11 protein-coding genes, 1 pseudogene and 1 riboswitch are annotated in these 16,998 nt (G+C 53.6%); of the genes and pseudogenes, 6 read left to right on the top strand and 6 right to left on the bottom strand.

All coding sequences use genetic code 11. From position 1 onward, the window contains the following. Positions 1-5: 5 nt before the first annotated feature. Positions 6-1,094, bottom strand: coding sequence for an ATP-grasp domain-containing protein (locus tag AWJ19_RS03215; protein ID WP_241781576.1), 1,089 nt, complete (start codon positions 1,092-1,094; stop codon positions 6-8). Between the two features lie 236 nt (positions 1,095-1,330). Here AWJ19_RS03215 and greA point away from each other — a divergent pair, with 236 nt between their 5' ends. Both greA and AWJ19_RS03205 read left to right on the top strand, forming a co-directional pair. Continuing rightward, the gene (gene greA / locus AWJ19_RS03210) at positions 1,331-1,810 is read left to right on the top strand and encodes a transcription elongation factor GreA (RefSeq protein WP_068721484.1); all 480 of its coding nucleotides are present in this window, start codon (positions 1,331-1,333) and stop codon (positions 1,808-1,810) included. Between the two features lie 176 nt (positions 1,811-1,986). Beyond that, positions 1,987-2,922 carry an AEC family transporter gene (locus tag AWJ19_RS03205; RefSeq protein ID WP_068721482.1) on the top strand — a complete coding sequence of 312 codons (936 nt, stop codon included), beginning with the start codon at positions 1,987-1,989 and terminating at the stop codon, positions 2,920-2,922. Here the strand turns inward: AWJ19_RS03205 and AWJ19_RS03200 are convergent. Both AWJ19_RS03200 and AWJ19_RS03195 read right to left on the bottom strand, forming a co-directional pair. Continuing rightward, positions 2,919-3,773 (bottom strand): aldo/keto reductase, encoded by an 855-nt coding sequence (locus tag AWJ19_RS03200; protein ID WP_068721480.1) that lies wholly within the window; start codon positions 3,771-3,773, stop codon positions 2,919-2,921. The two genes, AWJ19_RS03205 and AWJ19_RS03200, sit on opposite strands and share 4 nt — an antisense overlap. 78 nt (positions 3,774-3,851) lie before the next feature. After that, entirely contained in the window at positions 3,852-5,057 is a 1,206-nt protein-coding gene (locus tag AWJ19_RS03195) for an MFS transporter (RefSeq protein ID WP_068721478.1), read from the bottom strand. Positions 5,058-5,259: 202 nt separating this feature from the next. On the opposite strand from AWJ19_RS03195, the pseudogene AWJ19_RS03190 reads away from it, so the two are divergent. After that, positions 5,260-5,657: pseudogene (locus tag AWJ19_RS03190) on the top strand (winged helix-turn-helix transcriptional regulator). 96 nt (positions 5,658-5,753) lie between these two features. Here AWJ19_RS03190 and AWJ19_RS03185 read toward each other — a convergent pair. The 3 genes from AWJ19_RS03185 to AWJ19_RS03175 form a co-directional block, all read right to left on the bottom strand. Beyond that, positions 5,754-6,929: an ATP-binding protein gene (locus tag AWJ19_RS03185; RefSeq protein WP_068721476.1), complete on the bottom strand. Its 1,176-nt coding sequence runs from the start codon at positions 6,927-6,929 to the stop codon at positions 5,754-5,756. A gap of 51 nt (positions 6,930-6,980) precedes the next feature. Continuing rightward, the gene (locus tag AWJ19_RS03180) at positions 6,981-10,628 is read right to left on the bottom strand and encodes a response regulator (RefSeq protein WP_241781575.1); all 3,648 of its coding nucleotides are present in this window, start codon (positions 10,626-10,628) and stop codon (positions 6,981-6,983) included. A 143-nt stretch (positions 10,629-10,771) separates the two neighbouring features. Next, entirely contained in the window at positions 10,772-11,320 is a 549-nt protein-coding gene (locus AWJ19_RS03175) for a hypothetical protein (RefSeq protein WP_241781574.1), read from the bottom strand. Between the two features lie 219 nt (positions 11,321-11,539). Beyond that, positions 11,540-11,643: riboswitch (purine riboswitch) on the top strand. 199 nt (positions 11,644-11,842) lie between these two features. Between AWJ19_RS03175 and AWJ19_RS03170 the strand changes: the two genes are divergently transcribed. From AWJ19_RS03170 to AWJ19_RS03160, 3 genes are all read left to right on the top strand, one after another. Next, positions 11,843-12,448, top strand: a complete 606-nt coding sequence (locus AWJ19_RS03170; RefSeq protein ID WP_068721472.1) for a xanthine phosphoribosyltransferase — start codon at positions 11,843-11,845, stop codon at positions 12,446-12,448. Continuing rightward, positions 12,442-13,746, top strand: a complete 1,305-nt coding sequence (locus AWJ19_RS03165) for a nucleobase:cation symporter-2 family protein (RefSeq protein WP_068721470.1) — start codon at positions 12,442-12,444, stop codon at positions 13,744-13,746. The genes AWJ19_RS03170 and AWJ19_RS03165 overlap by 7 nt, the downstream gene beginning before the upstream one ends. Before the next feature lie 152 nt (positions 13,747-13,898). Then, entirely contained in the window at positions 13,899-16,988 is a 3,090-nt protein-coding gene (locus AWJ19_RS03160) for an ATP-binding protein (RefSeq protein ID WP_068721469.1), read from the top strand. The last annotated feature ends 10 nt before the right edge of the window (positions 16,989-16,998 follow it).

Below are 16,998 nucleotides of genomic sequence, written 5' to 3'. Positions count from 1 at the left end.
ACATCCTATCCTTCTTCTTGTTGTATATACTTCACGATTTCTCTGACGGTCTCAAGGTCCGGGGAGCGGAACTGATAAGCGCTGTTGCCCATCGCCCTGCTGAACACTTCCTCGATCTCGGCGTAATTGACGATTTTGTCCCCGTAGGTACGGTAAATGTCTTCATGACTGTGGGTATAATGCTTGTGCCGCTTGCGGCTGGCATAGCCGGTGTAGTATTTGCCTTCATACGGGCCGCCGACCTCATTCCTGGCCACCATCCCTGCCCATTCCTTATACACGTCAACATCATAGGAGAAGTTAATGGCATCCGTCATCCAGGCACCGGGCGGCCGCATATTCACTTCGAGCGCGATGATCCGTCCGTCCTTTTTCGATTTGAACAGCTCGATATGGAAGAACCGTTCCCTGATGTCAAAAGCTTTCAGGATGCTTCTTCCGGCTTCCTCAACCTCCGGACTAATGTCCTTCAGGCAGAAATAATAGAGATGGTTGTCCGTATTCACGACGTCCATGACGCTGTTCTCGAACAGATGGCTGACGGCGAAGCGTACCTCTCCATTTCGATCAACCAGACCGTCATAGGTGAGAATCACCCCGTCGATGAATTCCTCAATAATAAACGAAACGTCCGCAGGCTTGTGGTCAAAAAAATGCTGCAGCTCAGCCTCGTTGCTGATCTTGAAGGTGTTGCTGGCCCCTGAGCCGAGGTCAGGCTTCACCACCAGCGGGAATCCGGCGCTTTGAATGAAATCATCCACACTTTCCCGGGTGGTTCCGGTCGAGAACTGGACGGTGCTTACCCCGCTTTTGCGGAAAAATTCCTTCATCTTAGACTTCTGCTTCAGGTTCTGGACGAAATCATTTTTAGTGCCGTAGATGTTAAAATCGGTCCGGATCGCGGCATCCTGCTCCAGCCAGTATTCATTCAGCGACTCAAACCGGTCGATCTTGCCGTATTTGTGGGTGAAATAGCCGACAGCCCGCAGAATTTCTTCGTAATTTTCGAGGTCGGATACCTTATAGTATTCCGTCAGTGCAAGCTGCAGCCGATCCTCCAGATGATCATATTCGGCATCGCCGATCCCGAGCACGAACACCCCCTGGCGCTGCAGCTGGATACAGAAATCAGCACTGTTTCTGGGGAAATGAGGGGAGAAGAAAACAAAGTTAATGGTGACCAGCCCCTTTGGCTAAAGTGTAATTCCGAGTCAATTCGTGTGATTAATTTAATCTAATCTACCAGCTGCACTGCTTTTCGTCAATCCTTTTACAGAACACAAATATAGGGTAGAATACAATAAAGCAGGCAAAAATAGGAGTTGTGATCATGTCTAATGAAGAAGTATTCTTGACCAAAGAAGGTTTGGCCAAGCTTGAGGATGAGCTTAGAGAGCTTAAGGAAGTAGGGCGCAAGGAGCTTGCAGCCCGGCTTAAGCTGGCGATCAGCTATGGCGACCTGAAGGAGAACAGCGAGTATCACTCGGCCAAGGAAGACCAGTCCTTCATGGAGACCCGCATCATGATCCTGGAGAAGATGCTGACCAAGGCGCAGATCGTCGACTCCAGCAGCATGGATCTGAGCACCGTGAGTGTAGGGACCGTTGTCATCCTTAACGATGTGGAGTTCGCCGAAAAGATTGAATACAGAGTGGTCGGTCCGGCTGAGGCCGATGTGCTGAACAACAAGATTTCGTATGAAAGCCCCCTGGGCAAAGAGCTGATCGGCAAAAAGGTCGGCGATGTCATAGCAGTCAATGCTCCAATGGGTGTCATTAAATATGAGCTACTGGAGATCAAAGCAGATTAAGAACAGAAATCCCTGTCTCCCGGTATTCCGGGGACAGGGATTTTTGGTGTGCCTGCCTATAGTATTCAGTCTCTCCATAGGCGTTGTCTATTAAGCATATTGTCTCCAAATCTTGGACGTTGCCTGCTTCCGGGGGTATAGTAGGGAATAACTATAGCATAGAGGAGTCCTGGACCGTGATTCAGCAGGTATTATCGACCTTAGTGGAGGTTATCGTGCCGCTGGCCATCCCCGTTACCGCCGGGGCGCTGCTGGCCCGCTACAAAAATTTGGACACCAAGCCGTTACTTACACTTTATCTGTACTTTCTGACCCCGGCCATCATTCTTGATACGCTGGCAAATGCCGAGATTTCCTTCGGCGACGTGTACCAGACGATTGCCTTTGCCCTTTTGAATCTGCTGCTCCTGTGGCTTGTATCGGTAGTGCTCGGCAAGCTGCTGACCCTGGCTCCGCCCGAAGCGGCGGGACTGACCCTGATCTCCACTTTTACGAACAGCGTTAACTACGGGCTGCCGCTTGTCCTGCTGGCCTTTGGCCAGCTTGGACTCGACAAGGCCTCGGTCTATGTGATCGTCCAGATGGTGATCGTGAATACGATCGGCGTCTATTTTGCCGCCCGGTCACAGTTCAATGTGAAGAGCGCAGTGAAATCCGTCTTTGCCCTTCCCGCCGTCTATGCCGCTTTGCTCGCTCTGCTGCTGAGAGGGCTTGGCCTGCAGCTGCCGCAGGAGCTGGCCTCAGGCGTCTCGATGGTAGCAGGTGCATATTCGCCTGTAGTCCTGGCGATTCTCGGTGCCCAGATGGTCAGGGTCCAGGCCGGCCACACCGAACGCAATGTGCAGCTGGCCTTCTGGACTGGCCTGTCTGTCCGCCTGCTGCTGTCACCGCTGATCGCCCTGCTGGTCCTGCTGCTGCTGAATATTTCCGGGACCCTGTTCTCGGTGCTGCTGGTTCTGGCATCCATGCCGGTCGCCGTCAACTCGGTCGTGCTGGCCGAGCGGTTCGGCAGCTCGCCTTCACTGGTATCGCGCTGCATCGTCTGGACCACGCTGGCCTCTTTCCTGGTGCTGCCGGTGCTGATTACGGCGGTGGGCAGTGTCCAGCCTTAGAAATCAAAGTTGTCGGGGTCCGGACCGACTCTCTGATCGCGGTTTAAGCCGTCAATGACAGCCATTTCTTCAGCGCTCAGCTCGAAATCAAACAGAGCGGCATTCTCTTTAATCCGCAGCTCCTTCGTTGACTTCGGAATCGTAACAATGCCGTGCTGCAGGTCCCAGCGCAGGATAACCTGGGCGACTGACTTTCCGGCTCTGGCAGCGATTCTCTGCAGGTCAGGCTGATCAAGCAGCCCGCCCTGCATCAGCGGCGACCAGGCCTCGATCTGGATGCCCTGTTCACGGCAGTAGCTTTTGAGCTCCTGCTGGGACAGGTAGGGATGGAGCTCGACCTGATTGACCGCCGGGCGGATTTCCGCATCCTTCAGCAGATCCTCCAGATGATGAATCTGAAAATTGCTGACTCCGACCGCTTTAACCCGGCCTGCTTTGTAGAGCGTTTCAAGCGCTCTCCAGGCTTCTTTGTATTTTTCCTTTACCGGCCAGTGGATCAGGTACAGATCCAGATAGTCCAGGCCGAGTTTTTCCAGGCTGGCCTCATAGGCGGCCAGTGTTTCTTCATAGCCAAGATCAGCATTCCACACTTTAGAGGTGATGAAGAGCTCTTCACGCCGCAGTCCGTTCTCCGCCAGCGCCTCGGCAATAGCCTGTCCTACTCCCCGCTCATTCTGATAAATGGCTGCAGTATCAATGCTCCGGTAGCCGTGGGCAATGGCCGACTTTACCGCCTGCACGAGTTCTTCGCCATCGGCCACCTGGAATACACCCAGGCCGAGCCAAGGCATCTTCACGCCTCCTTGTAGTTCTGTTGTATCCTGTAAATGCTGTGCTGTATGTTGTGTCATTATAAATAACCTCCGAGATGGATTAGTGTAATCCGGATTTTGTTGATCTTGCAGTGTAACGAATGGATACTTCCCGGGTCAGGCTGTTGTACGATGCGTCAGCTGTTCATCTCTGCGCTCGAGCGAACGGCTCCGCGCGGTAAGTACTACCGCTCCAAGCACCATGACCGACCCGACCCAGGCTGTATGAATCAGGCCCAGATGCTCTGTGACGATTCCACCAAGATAGGCACCGATGGCGATGCCGGCATTGAAGGCGGCGATGTTTACCGCAGAGGCAATATCTCTGGCTCCAGGTGCGTACCGGTCAGCCAGCATTACAACATAGGATTGCAGCCCGGGTACATTCATGAAGGCGAGCAGTCCCATGAAGATGATGCTGATGAGGGCGGCGGTTTTGAACGGAGCTGTAAAGGTCAGGACCAGCAGTATGGCCGCCTGCAGGGCGAACATATAGAACAGGGCATTCATCGGCTTGTGATTGGCGGCTTTGCCGCCGATAATATTGCCGGCGGCTATCGCTAAGCCATAAACGAGCAGTATTACGGCAACTGTCTGCTCCTTAAAGCCGCTGATCTCATGCAGCAGCGGGGACAGATAGGTGAAGACGGCAAAGGTGCCGCCATATCCGAGGGCTGTTATGGCAAAAGCCAGCAGCAGCCGTCCGTTAGTCACCAGCTTAACCTGCTCATTAAGAGGTGTACGCTGACCTTTGCGCAGTCCTGAAGGAATGAGGAGCAGATTAGCGGCCAGAGCGGCAACGCCTACGGCGGCGATAGCGATAAAGGCTGCCCGCCAGCCCAGGTGCTGGCCCAGCAGCGTGCCGAGCGGTACACCTGTTACGGTAGCGACGGTCAGGCCGGTGAACATAATTGAGATGGCACTGGCCTTGCGGTTCTCCGGCACAAGATCTGCAGCGATCGTTGAAGCGATGGACATGAACAGGCCGTGAGACAAGGCAGAGATGACCCGGGCCGTCAGCAGCAGGGCAATGCCGCCTGAAGCGGCTGCAAGGCTGTTGCCGAGGATGAACAGCACCATAAGCGCCAGCAGCAGTGTTTTGCGGGACACCGCCGTTGTCAGGGAAGTCAGGACAGGCGCCCCGAAGGTAACACCGAGAGCATAAAGGGTGACCGTCAGTCCGGCCGCCGTTACGGATATATGCAGATCATCAGCTATCAGCGGCAGCAGCCCGACACTGATAAACTCGGTTGTTCCGATAGCAAAAGCGCTGACTGCAAGCGCCAGCAGCGCGAGCGTGCTTCTTTTTTGATTCAGGGACATGTTTTCCACTCCTGTAGTATGGTAATCACCGGCCGGTAAATGCTATTATGAACCACGTAGGCAGAAGTGGATAGTACGTACTTAAAAGTACTATAGGTACTAAAAAGTACCTATAACATAAAAAGAAGTATATGCTTCCGAAGCAAGTTTTGCCGATAATTACCCAAGGATGCTATGCTAACAAAACTTTCAGGAGGGCCCCATGTCCAAAAAATATAATATTTCCGTTGAAGCTACGCTGGAGGTGATCGGCGGCAAATGGAAATGCGTGATTCTCTGCCATCTGACCCACGGTAAGCTGCGGACCAGCGATTTAAAGCGCATATGCCGAACATTACGCAAAAGATGCTCACTCAGCAGCTCCGCGAGCTGGAGGAGGACGGCATTGTTAACCGGATCAGCTACAATCAGGTGCCGCCCAAGGTGGAATATGAGCTGAGTGAATACGGACAGTCGCTGCGCACCATTCTCGATTCGCTGTGCGCTTGGGGTGAACGGCATATTATCAGGGAGTATGGTGATAAATTCGCTGTGCTGGAGGACAATGTGCTGAATCATAAGAAACTGGAAGACCAGCCGGCCGGTATAGAACAGCTGTAGTTATTCCGCGGATAAGCTGAATCATGACATCAAAAAAACCGTAAGTGCTCCTTCCCGGAGACTTGCGGTTTTATTTGTAAGGGAGAAAAAAGGATCTTAATCCGGACTGCCTTCCGTGACCTGAATGGTGAACACAAAGGCTGCTCCCTGCTCCATGCCTGTTCTGGCATAGATGGTGCCTCCCATCAGCTCGACGAGCATTTTACAGATGGACAAGCCAAGGCCGGTCCCGCCGAATTTCCGGTTAATGGTTGCATCAACCTGGGTAAACGGCTGGAACAGATATTTCATTTTATCGTCCGGAATCCCTACACCGGTATCTTCAACCACGAATTCCAGCTGCAGTACGCCGTCCATCGCCTGTCTGAGACGGGCATGTACCTTTACACTGCCGCTGGAGGTAAATTTAATGGCATTCCCGATCAGGTTGTTAAGCACCTGTCTCAAGCGGTTGGAGTCTCCTACCAGCAAGGCGGGAATGTTGGGGTCAATCAGCATCTCCAGTGCCAGGCTGCGTTCCATCGCCAGCGCCCTGAACAGGTCAAGCGTTTCCTTTAGGCAGGAATGGAGGTTGAACAGCTCGTAGTCCAGCTCCATTTTGCCGGATTCAATCTTGGTGAAGTCCAGGATATGGTTGATTACCGACAGCAGGGCATGACCGCTGGTATGGATAATTTCGGCCATCTCCAGATCATCTGATGACAGATCCGAGGTCCGCAGCACATCAGACATGGCGATAATCCCGTTGAGCGGGGTTCTGATCTCATGGCTCATCATGGCGAGAAAGCCGCTTTTGATCCGCAGTGCTACCTCGGCCGTATCCTTCAGCTCGGTGAGCACGATATTGGCCGACTCGAGCTCCTGTGTTTTGAGCTGCAGCTCCTTGCGGGTCTGGAACATGCGGACAAAGCCGTCTATCTTGCTCTTCAGCACCAATGGATGAAACGGCTTGGTCAGGAAATCTATAGCTCCGGCCGTGTAGGCCATCATATAATTCTCCAGCTCCGAGGTGAGCGAGGTCAGAAAAATGATCGGAATATCTTTTGATTTTTTGCGCATCTTGATCCGTTTGGCTGTCTCAAAACCATTCATATCGGGCATCAGGACATCCATAATGATCAGGGCAAATTCCTGCTCCAGCAGGTGCTTCAGGGCATCCATCCCCGAGGTGGCATGAACGAGCCGGTACGGTTTATCCGCAAGCAGGGCTTGAACAGAGAGAAACTCATCGGGACGATCATCTACAATCAAAATATTAACAGGATAATCCATAGTTCCTCCCGGACAAGTTAGAATGAAAATGACAGATAGTAATAGTTAGAGCTATTGGATTAACCATACCTTTAATACAGTAACCAACTGGGTAGTGTTGATTGGTTTGGAGATATAATCCGAGGCTCCGGCCTGCAGGCATTTGGTCCGGTCCTCCTCCAGCGCACGGGCAGTCAGGGCAATGATAACGATATGATCATAAGCCGGGTTCTCGCGGATCCGCTTCATCGTCTCATATCCATCCATTTCCGGCATCATAATGTCCATGAACACAAGCTGGGTCTCCGGATGCTGCTCCAGGTGCGCCAGCGCCTCCAGGCCGTTCTGGGCAAAGCTTATCTCCATATTATAACCCTCAAGCACACTGGATAACGCAAAAATATTACGCATGTCATCGTCGACCAGCAGAATCTGTTTGCCGGCAAAGGCCGCTTCCGGATTATGCAGCTTCTCGATCAGCTGCTGCTTATCCGGCGGCAGGTCGGCATGTCTGCGGTGGAGGTACAATGCCGTTTCATCATAAAGCCGTTCCATCGAACGCACATTCTTGATTACGATGCTCTCGGCATAATGCTTCAAGCGCTGCTCATCCGTTTTGCTGAGATCCTTGCCTGTATAGATGATGACCGGCAGTGTCTGCAGCTTGCGGTTGGTCTTGATCTGCTCCATCAGATCGAAACCGCTGATATCCGACAATCCAAGATCAAGCACCATGCAATCAAAATGATGGCTGCTCAGCTGCTCGAGGGCTTCGCGGCCGGTGCCGACGGCGACCACCCTCACGTCAGGATGGGCAATGAATTCCACCAGACTGCTGCGCAGCACCTGGTTGTCCTCCACGATTAGCAGGCTCTTCACCGGACGGCGGATATAGGTCTCTATCTGCAGGAAAGCTGTCTCCAGCTCTGCCTGGTCACTCGGCTTCTTCCAGAAGGAAAGGGCGCCCATCGCCAGGCTCTGCTGGTTCTCTTCTGCAGTGGAAATAACATGGACCGGAATATGGCGCAGCTCCGGACGGCTCTTCAGCCGGCTGATAATGGCCCAGCCGTCGAGTACCGGCAGATGCAGATCGAGCAGGATGGCATCCGGCTTGTAGGCATGGGCGAGGGCAAGGCCCTGGTCGCCCTGGAAAGCCACAATGGCCTTGAAGCCTCTGCTCCGCGCAAGATCAAGCAGGATCGAGGCGAACTCGGCATCCTCCTCAATGATCAGGAGCAGGGTATCACCGCTCTCAAGATTATTCCGGTCATCATCCATCTCCGCATACTGAAGAAGCTTCGGATTGGAAATCGAAATGTCCGGAACAAAGGATTCGCGGAATGAAGGATGCTCTTTGGCGTCAGGAGCCGAATCCGGCTCATACACCTGGCTGGCTGCTGCAGCAAAGGTGGAGGCAGCCTGGGACAGGGCAAGCTCATCAGGCAGCTCTGCAGGCAGAATCAGCGAGAAGGTACTTCCCTTGTCTTCGATGGAATCGACTTCGATTCTTCCGCCCAGCAGGCCGGCCAGCTCGCGGCAGATGGTCAGGCCGAGGCCTGTGCCGCCGTATTTGCGGCTGGTGGTTCCGTCCGCCTGCTGGAAGGCCTCAAAGATACTCTCCAGCTTGGAGGCGGGAATGCCAATGCCGGTATCGCTGACAGCGAAGACGATCTCGTTGCCGCTTGTCCGGATCGACAGGGAGACGGAACCATGCTCCGGCGTAAACTTAAGGGCATTGGACAGCAGGTTGTTCAGAATCTGCTGCAGCCTGTGTCCGTCGGTCAGCAGATGCTCAGGCAGTCTGCTGTCGCAATGCACGTCAAAGCGCAGATGCTTGGTCTTCGCCTGCTGGTCAAACCGGCGGTACAGATGGCTGCTGATATCCTGCAGCGGCACCGGCTCCAGCACAGGCGTCATTTTACCGACTTCAAGCTTGGCCAAATCAAGAATTTCATCGATCAGCTGCAGCAGATCTTTACCTGCCGAGAAGATGGTGTGCACATATTCCAGCTGCTTGACGTCCAGATTGCCCTCTTTGTTCTCGGCCAGAATCTGTGACAGAATCAGCAGGCTGTTCAGCGGCGTACGCAGCTCATGGGATACATTGGCCAGGAATTCAGACTTATACTGTGCAGCCATGAAGATTTCTTCCGCCTGCACCTTGATTTCTTCCTTCTGCTGCTCTGTCAGCTCCATCTGCTGCAGCAGGCTGCTATTGGAGACAGCGAGCTCTTCGGTCTGGACCTGCAGCTCCTCTGTTTGCGCTTCAAGCTCCTGTGCCTGCGCCTGGAGCTGCTCCTTCTGATCCTGCAGCTCTCTGGTCTGTGCAAGGAGCTCATCGGCCTGCTCCTGAATCTCTTCCTTCTGCCGTGCGGTGATTTCCATCTGCTCGCGCAGCTCGGCAGCCTGAGCTTCAATTTCCGACTTCTGCCGTGCAGTCAGCTCCATCTGGTGCTGCAGATTCTGATTGGAGGCAGCCAATTCCTCAGTCTGGGCCAGCAGCTCCTGTGCCTGGGCCTGGAGCTCTTCCTTCTGGTCCTGCAGTTCCTCGGTCTGTGCAAGGAGTTCATCGGCCTGCGCCTGAATCTCCTCTTTCTGCTGTGCGGTCAGCTTCATCTGATCCTGCAGACTGCTGTTGGATGCCGCCAGCTCCTCGGTTTGGGCCAGCAGCTCATCCGCCTGGTCCTGAATCTCTTCTTTCTGGCGTGCCGTCAGCTCCATCTGGTGCTGCAGATTCTGATTGGAGGTGGCTAATTCCGCGGTCTGGGCGATTAACTCCTCAGTCTGTGCCTCAAGCTCCTGGGTCTGTGCCTGGAGCTCTTCCGTCTGGGCTTCCAGCTCTTCTTTTTGCAGCTGGGTGTGGTTAAGCAGCTCCTCAATCTGCGCAACATCAGCCAGGGTATTAATCAGTACCCCCATGTTCTGGCCGGTCCGCTCGATTAACTGCCGCTCCTTGTCGCCGAGCTCCTTCAAGGTGGCCAGTTCAACTACAGCGACAACGTCATTCTCATAAAGAACCGGAAGCACAATCAGTGTCGACGGAGGGGCTTCCCCCAGTCCGGAGTGCACTCTTACATAATGCTCCGGCAGATCGTTCAGGATGATCATCTGCTTGTCAACCGCGCATTGGCCCACCAGCCCGCTGCCGAGCGCGAACGGTTCACGGCTTACAGAGGCCTCATCAAAAGCATAGCCGGCTGTGAACTGCAGCCGGCCGTGCTGCAGCATGTACATGGCGCCATAGCTTCCGCCGACAGCTGTGGCCAGCCGTGAGATGAAGATGCGCGCTGCAGTCTGCAGATGTACGGAGCCTTGAAGACGCAGTGCCATCTCCGAGACCTCTGTGTTAATCCAGGCCTGATCCTCGGCCTTCAGGCGCAGAATGCGTTCCTCGGCAGTCTTATGATGCAGGTCAACACCCAGGCGGTAAAAGGACTGGGCCAGCTGCCCGAATTCATCACTGCGGGTGTTCATTCCCGAGGCATCGAGTGTGCCGCCGGCTATATCTTCGGATATTGTCCTGATTTGTTCAATGCCCTGCGTTACATTGCGGTGAATCTGTGCCATGAAGTAGGCACAGAGCAGAACACCTGCTACACCTGCCCCCAAGGCCAGGTATAGAGGTGCTCCTTCAAGATAGATCATTGCTATAGTGATCATACTGCTGAGCAGCAGTATAGAAGTAACAGTGGCTAACCAAATCTGTTGTTTTATTTTCATGCTCGCCCGCCTTTATCTAGCTAGTTTTATTAATTATACTTTTAATAGAGAAGCGATGATAGAGGAAACACAGGGAAAACGCCAGTTTAACCAAAAATTCGCCGGATTATCTGGCGTTTTTATGACAACTGCTTTTGTGCCCTTTACCGGAAGCGTCTGCCGGCCCGTTTCCGGCCGGGAGCTCCCCGGTTTACGGCGTGGCCGCCTGCACCGCCGCCCACCGCCTGCTGCTGTCTTGTATACGGGCTCTCGATAGCTGAGTTGGTGCCGCCCGTGCTGTACGTGCCGCCTCCGCTGCCCACCTGGGTTGCAGAGGAGCTCCGGCTGCCTCTGGGCAGCTTCACTGTCTGGTTGTTAACCACGATGACAATTTCCTTGCCCCCGGCAATCAGCGGGAGCGAAGTATTATGGGGGCCCCGGTATTCCTTTCCTTTGCTGCCCCGGTTAACAGCATCTCCTCCGGCGCCGACGCTCTGCTGCTGGCGGGTATAGGGGGAGGCGATGGCGGCGTTGCTCCCGCCCGCGCTGCTGCGCCCTGCGCCGCTGGCAATCTGTGTAGTATTCGCGGCATTAGTATACTGGTTATTGATGACAAACACCAGGCGGCCGACTCCTGCAAGCGGCGTGCGGGTAACAATGCGCCGTTTTCCCTTTTGAATGATGACTACAATCCTGTCTTTCTGCTTAGCCATCTGCATCGTTCCTTCCCGTTTGGACTTCTATATCATTAATGCGCTGGCGTAAAATGAGTGAGCAATACGGGCTGGGCGGAGCGCTAAATCAACGGCTGCCTACTGCTTGGATGAAAATGGATGAATTACATGAAAAATTGTCAAAATTAATGACTGATTTTCAAAAATGGGGGCTTGTAAGGATCGTACAGAGCGTGTAAGATATACGAAGGTTTAATTACGGATATTCATATAACAACTCATATAATCTTGGGAATATGGCCCATAAGTTTCTACCGGATAACCACTGTAAATATCCGACTATGAGTGAAATAGCGCATCTAGGGTTCCGCTTCTGTCTGCCGTCCGGCTGACAGAAGGCTGGTCCAAGCGATGCGGACACTGCTGATGTGTTACACCGCTTAGGGACAAAAACCCAGAAGGACAGATTCACTTGAGAGAAACGCTCAAGTCAATCTGTCCTTTTTTTGTTTCTGCCGTCCACTCAGCTGCCACAACTATTGAAGGAGAGAAGCTGCCGTTATGAAAGTGTTGGAGGAACGCATTAGAGAAGAGGGCCTGATTCTCTCGGATACCGTGCTGAAGGTGGATTCGTTTCTGAATCATCAGGTGGATACGGGGCTTGCCCTGCAGATCGGACAGGAGTTCAGGGAAGTGTTCGGTGATTTGCCGGTTACCAAAATATTGACGGTTGAAGCCAGTGGTATCCAGTTCGCAATGGCTGCAGGGATTGCATACAAGGTCCCCTTTATTTATGCCAAGAAAAAGAAGGCTGTAACCTTGTCCGAAAGCGTCTATTCGGCTCCGGTCCACTCCTTCACCCGCCAGGAGGACTACCGGATCAGCATCTCACAGAAGTATCTGGGACCTGATGACAGGGTACTGATTATCGATGATTTCCTTGCCACCGGCGCAGCGCTGGTAGGGCTGGCAGATATTGTGGAGCAATCCGGCGCACAGCTGCTGGGTGTCGGCTGTGTGATCGAAAAGAGCTTTCAGGAAGGGCGGAGCCTGCTGGAGAAGAGGGGCATTGCGGTGCATGCGCTGGCAAGAATCTCGTCCATGGCTCCGGGAGAAGTTCATTTTATTGCAAATGAAGAGATGATTAAGGAGAGTGCAGGATGTTAAGCAAGCAAAAGATTTTCGCTCTGGGGCTGCAGCATGTGCTGGCCATGTACGCCGGAGCTGTTATTGTACCGCTGGTCGTCGGAGGCGCACTGAATTTGAGCCCGGCGCAGATGGCCTATCTGATCGCGGCTGATCTGTTTACCTGCGGACTGGCCACACTGCTTCAGGTAATGGGCAGCAAGTATTTCGGCAGCGGGCTACCGGTCGTGCTGGGCTGTACCTTTACTGCCGTCAGCCCGATTATTGCCATTGCTTCAGGCTCAAATCTTGCGACCGCCTATGGCGCAATCATTATATCCGGCCTGTTCGTTGTACTGGCGGCCCCTATCTATGGCAGACTGCTGAAATTCTTTCCTACAGTCGTTACCGGATCTGTGGTGACTATCATCGGACTCTCACTTATTCCTGTTGCCATGAACAATGTGGCCGGCGGACAGGGCAGCCCTGACTTCGGACAGCCGCGCAATCTGCTGCTAGCTTTGATTACGCTGCTGGTTATCCTTGCCGTGAACCGTCTGGCAACCGGCTTCCTGCGTTCTGTTTCCGTACTGGTGGGTCTTGTCGTTGGAACAGCCATCGGATATTTTATGGGAATTGTTGATTTCTCTTCTGTCGGCACCGCATCTTATGTAAGCATTGCCCAGCCTTTCTACTTCGGCTGGCCGCAGTTCAGCGTAACGGCAATCTTCACGATGATTATCGTCAATATTGTATCCATGGTTGAATCGACAGGCGTATATTTTGCAGTCGGCAAGGCTACTGACCAGAAAGTAGAAGACCGGCAGATTGTAAACGGCCTGCGCTCGGAAGGGCTGGCCATCATGCTGGGCGGACTTTTCAATGCATTCCCTTATACGGCATTTTCACAGAATGTCGGATTGTTGTCTCTGACCCGTGTCAAGACCCGTAATGTCATTTTTGCTGCGGGCGGGATTATGGTGGTGCTGGGTCTTCTTCCCAAGCTGGCTGCGCTGACAACCGTCGTGCCCAATGCCGTGCTGGGCGGTGCAATGATTGTTATGTTCGGTTCCGTTGCCGCCTCAGGGATGTCGATTCTGTCCGAGGTGGATCTGCGCAAGGACGGGAATCTGCTGATTGCCGCCTGCAGTATTGCCGTCGGCCTCGGCTCGGCTGTCCTGCCATCCATGTTCGACCAGCTGCCGGAGTTTGCCAGAATGCTCCTGCAGAACGGGATCGTTTCCGGTTCCCTGACAGCGATTGTCCTGAATATTTTCCTCTCCAGATCGCAGGATCACGCCGGCGCGGCAGCACCGGCTGCAGCGCCCGAATTGAAATAAAAGTTACCAGTTTTGAAGTATAACAAGATTAGCCGCCGATTCCGAAATATAAGGGATCGGTTTTTTTCTTTTTTATAACAGAATTCCAATGTATAATTTTTTGGAAAATATTAAATTTTTATAAGCTTGAATTGTAGGAGGGAGCCCTGAGTATGAGGAAGTACTGGCTGAGCGTGCTGGCCAGCCTGCTGCTGGTCTGCATCGTGCCGCTGTTCTCCATCCTTCAGAATTTAACGGATTCCCAGGTGCTGCCTGTGTCGAAGCAGGGCGTAATCGATCTGCGGGACTGGGATTTCCGGCAGGACGGGGCTCTGGAGCTGAACGGGGAGTGGGAGTTTTACCGCGGCAAACTGCTTGCGCCGGACGATTTCCAGCCTGCCCGTACAGGGAGGTCTGCTCCGGAAGTATCCGCAATGATCAATGTGCCGGAGAAATGGAACGACTATCTGGCAGATGACGGTACCAGTAAGGCTAAGGGCTATGCCACATACCGCCTGAAGGCCATGATTCCTGACGGGAAGTCAGTCGTATACGGCTTGCGTTCGCTTAATATCCGGATGGCCAGCAAGATTTTTCTGAACGGCCAGGAGATTGGAGGCAGCGGGTTGCCGGCACCCTCTCCTTCCGAGAGCAAGGCCAACAATATTCCTTATATGGGATTTGCCGCTGTAGACGGCAGCAGGCTGGAGATTATTGTACAGGTGGCGAACTATAACTATTCTTCCGGGGGCATCATCCAGCCGATTATTATCGGTGACCAGGTATCGATCCTGAAGCACCGGGAGTTCGCCTTGTTTGTCGACGGGGCAACCATATTCGGATTTTTTGTCCTGGCCCTGTTTCTGCTGATGTTCTCCAAGGTAAAGGCCAGCCGGGGGATTACCCTGTACCTGGGCCTGTTCAGCATCGCAGCCCTGGTGTATATTCTGACGCACGGTGAAAAGCTCATTGCCACCGTACTTCCCGGACTTTCTTATGAAATTGTACTAAAGCTACAGCTGGCATCCTCCACACTGGTTTATTATTACCTGCTCCGTTATGTGGCTAATTCAATCAATTATCCAATGCCTCAGGCGGTTATGAGGGCATCAAGGGCGATTACGGCAGTGCTGCTGCTGATTGCCGTGTTCGTTCCTGCACAGTATTTCAGTTATCTGGAAGGGCTGCTGCTAACCTGGGGCGTTGTTGCCATAAGCTTTGTGCTTTACTCTATGATTGTAGGTACACTGCAAAACCGAAAAGACAGGTTTATGATGATGGTCAGCATAGAGAGCCTAAGCGTAGTTATCATCTTTTATCTGGTCAGCTTCAGCAGCATGCCTTTTCATTACTATGTGCTGTCCTATGAAATTATCCTGTTCGGCTTCTTTCAGGCTATTCTGATGACCCGCCAATACGCTGCTTCCTTCCTTGAAGTGGAACAGCTGTCCCGCAGGCTGCAGACACTGGACGGGCTGAAGGATGATTTCATGGCTGACACCTCACGCGAGCTGCGAAATCCTCTGCAGGGGATCGTCAATATTGCCCAGACGATGGCAGAGGGGGCGGCAGGCACATTGACTGCCCAGCAGACTGGACAGCTGTCGATAATTGTATCGGCCGGGAAAAGGCTGTCCGCCCTGATCAATGATATGGCTGATTTTGCCAAGCTGAACCACGGAGATCTGTTTCTGCAGCGGCAGGCAGTTGACCTGCGCAGTGTCGCATCCTCTGTAATGGAGGTCACCCGTCATGTTACGGGCAATCCCAAGCTCAGCTTCCGCCTGGAGCTGCCGGAGTCGCTGCCGCTGCTTGAGACGGATGAACAGCGGCTGGCGCAGATCCTGTTCAATTTGCTGGCAAATGCTGTGAATTATACCCAGCAGGGTGTGATTACTGTATCCGCTGAGGTTAAAAAGAAATATGTGGTTATTCAGGTGGCTGATAACGGATCGGGACTGCCGCCGGAGCGGCTGCGGACGATCTTTGACGCCTATGATCCGCAAGGGGCCTCAGCCCAGAAGCTGTACCGTGAAAACGGGCTGGGCCTCAGCATTACCCAAAAGCTTGTAGAGCTTAACGGCGGGACGATTGAAGGAGAGTCTACCCTTGGCCAGGGGACTGTATTCCGCTTCACCCTGCCGGTGATGGAGGAGCGGGCAGTGCTCTTCAATGACGATTATCTGGAGGTTACCGGCTGGGAAACCGCCGCATCCTCCGAGCAGAAGGCGGATGAACCGGCGCTGCTGCAGGACGCGGAATGCTGCACCATCCTGGTCGTTGATAATGATCCGGTTAACCTCCAGGTGCTCTCCAATGCCCTGCGGCTGGAGGGTCATCTGGTTATTACGGCAGTCAGCGGTCCGGAGGCGCTGCTGCTGATGCAGGAGCAGCCGGAAATCGACCTTGTTATTATGGACTGGGCGATACCGGAAATGCCGGGACTGGTTCTGTGCCAGGCCATCCGGGAGCGGTTCATCCTGTCCGAGCTGCCGATTCTCGTTCTGGCTGCAGGAACCCGTGCGGAGGATATTCAGGCTATCTTTGAAGCAGGGGCCAACGACTACCTGATCCAGCCGGTGGAGCTGAGGGAATTCCGGGCCCGGGTGCAGACGCTGCTCGATATGCGCAAGCTGATCCGCAAGTCCGTGGAGACGGAAATCGCTTTTTTGCAGGCGCAGATCAAGCCGCATTTTTTGTATAACGCGCTTAATGCCATTATCTCCGTATGCCCTGATGATCCGGACAAGGCCACGGATCTGCTGCTGGATCTCAGCATGTATCTGCGCAGCAGCTTTGATTTTCAGAACCGCGGGCAGACCGTGCCGATTGAAAAGGAGCTTGAGCTGGTCCGTTCCTATCTGGCCCTGGAGAAGGCGAGATTCGATGACAGGCTGAATATCGAATTTGATCTTCCGGACCCGATCCGGGAACTGGTTCCTCCGCTGAGCATTCAGCCGATTGTGGAAAATGCCGTGAACCATGGGCTGATGAAGAAGGAAGCCGGCGGAACTGTCACGCTGTCGATCCGTCTGCTGCCGCGCCAGCTGGTGGTAGCCGTAACGGATAACGGTATCGGCATGTCCCCGGAGCGGATCGGCGAGGTTCTGTCTGAAGAACGCACTGAAGGCGGAATCGGCCTGAGAAATATCCAGCGGCGGCTGCTCAAGATTTATGGTACCGGACTGATAATAGAAAGCGAGCCTGGCACCGGAACCCGGATTTCCTATGCTATTCCTCGGACCGGACCGGTGCTCGAATGACCTGACAAGA

It is taken from the genome of Paenibacillus sp. DMB5 (assembly GCF_001517085.1).
In the GTDB taxonomy this organism is placed as follows: Bacteria; Bacillota; Bacilli; order Paenibacillales; family Paenibacillaceae; genus Paenibacillus_AQ.
This window is presented reverse-complemented; position numbering and strand designations above follow the sequence as displayed.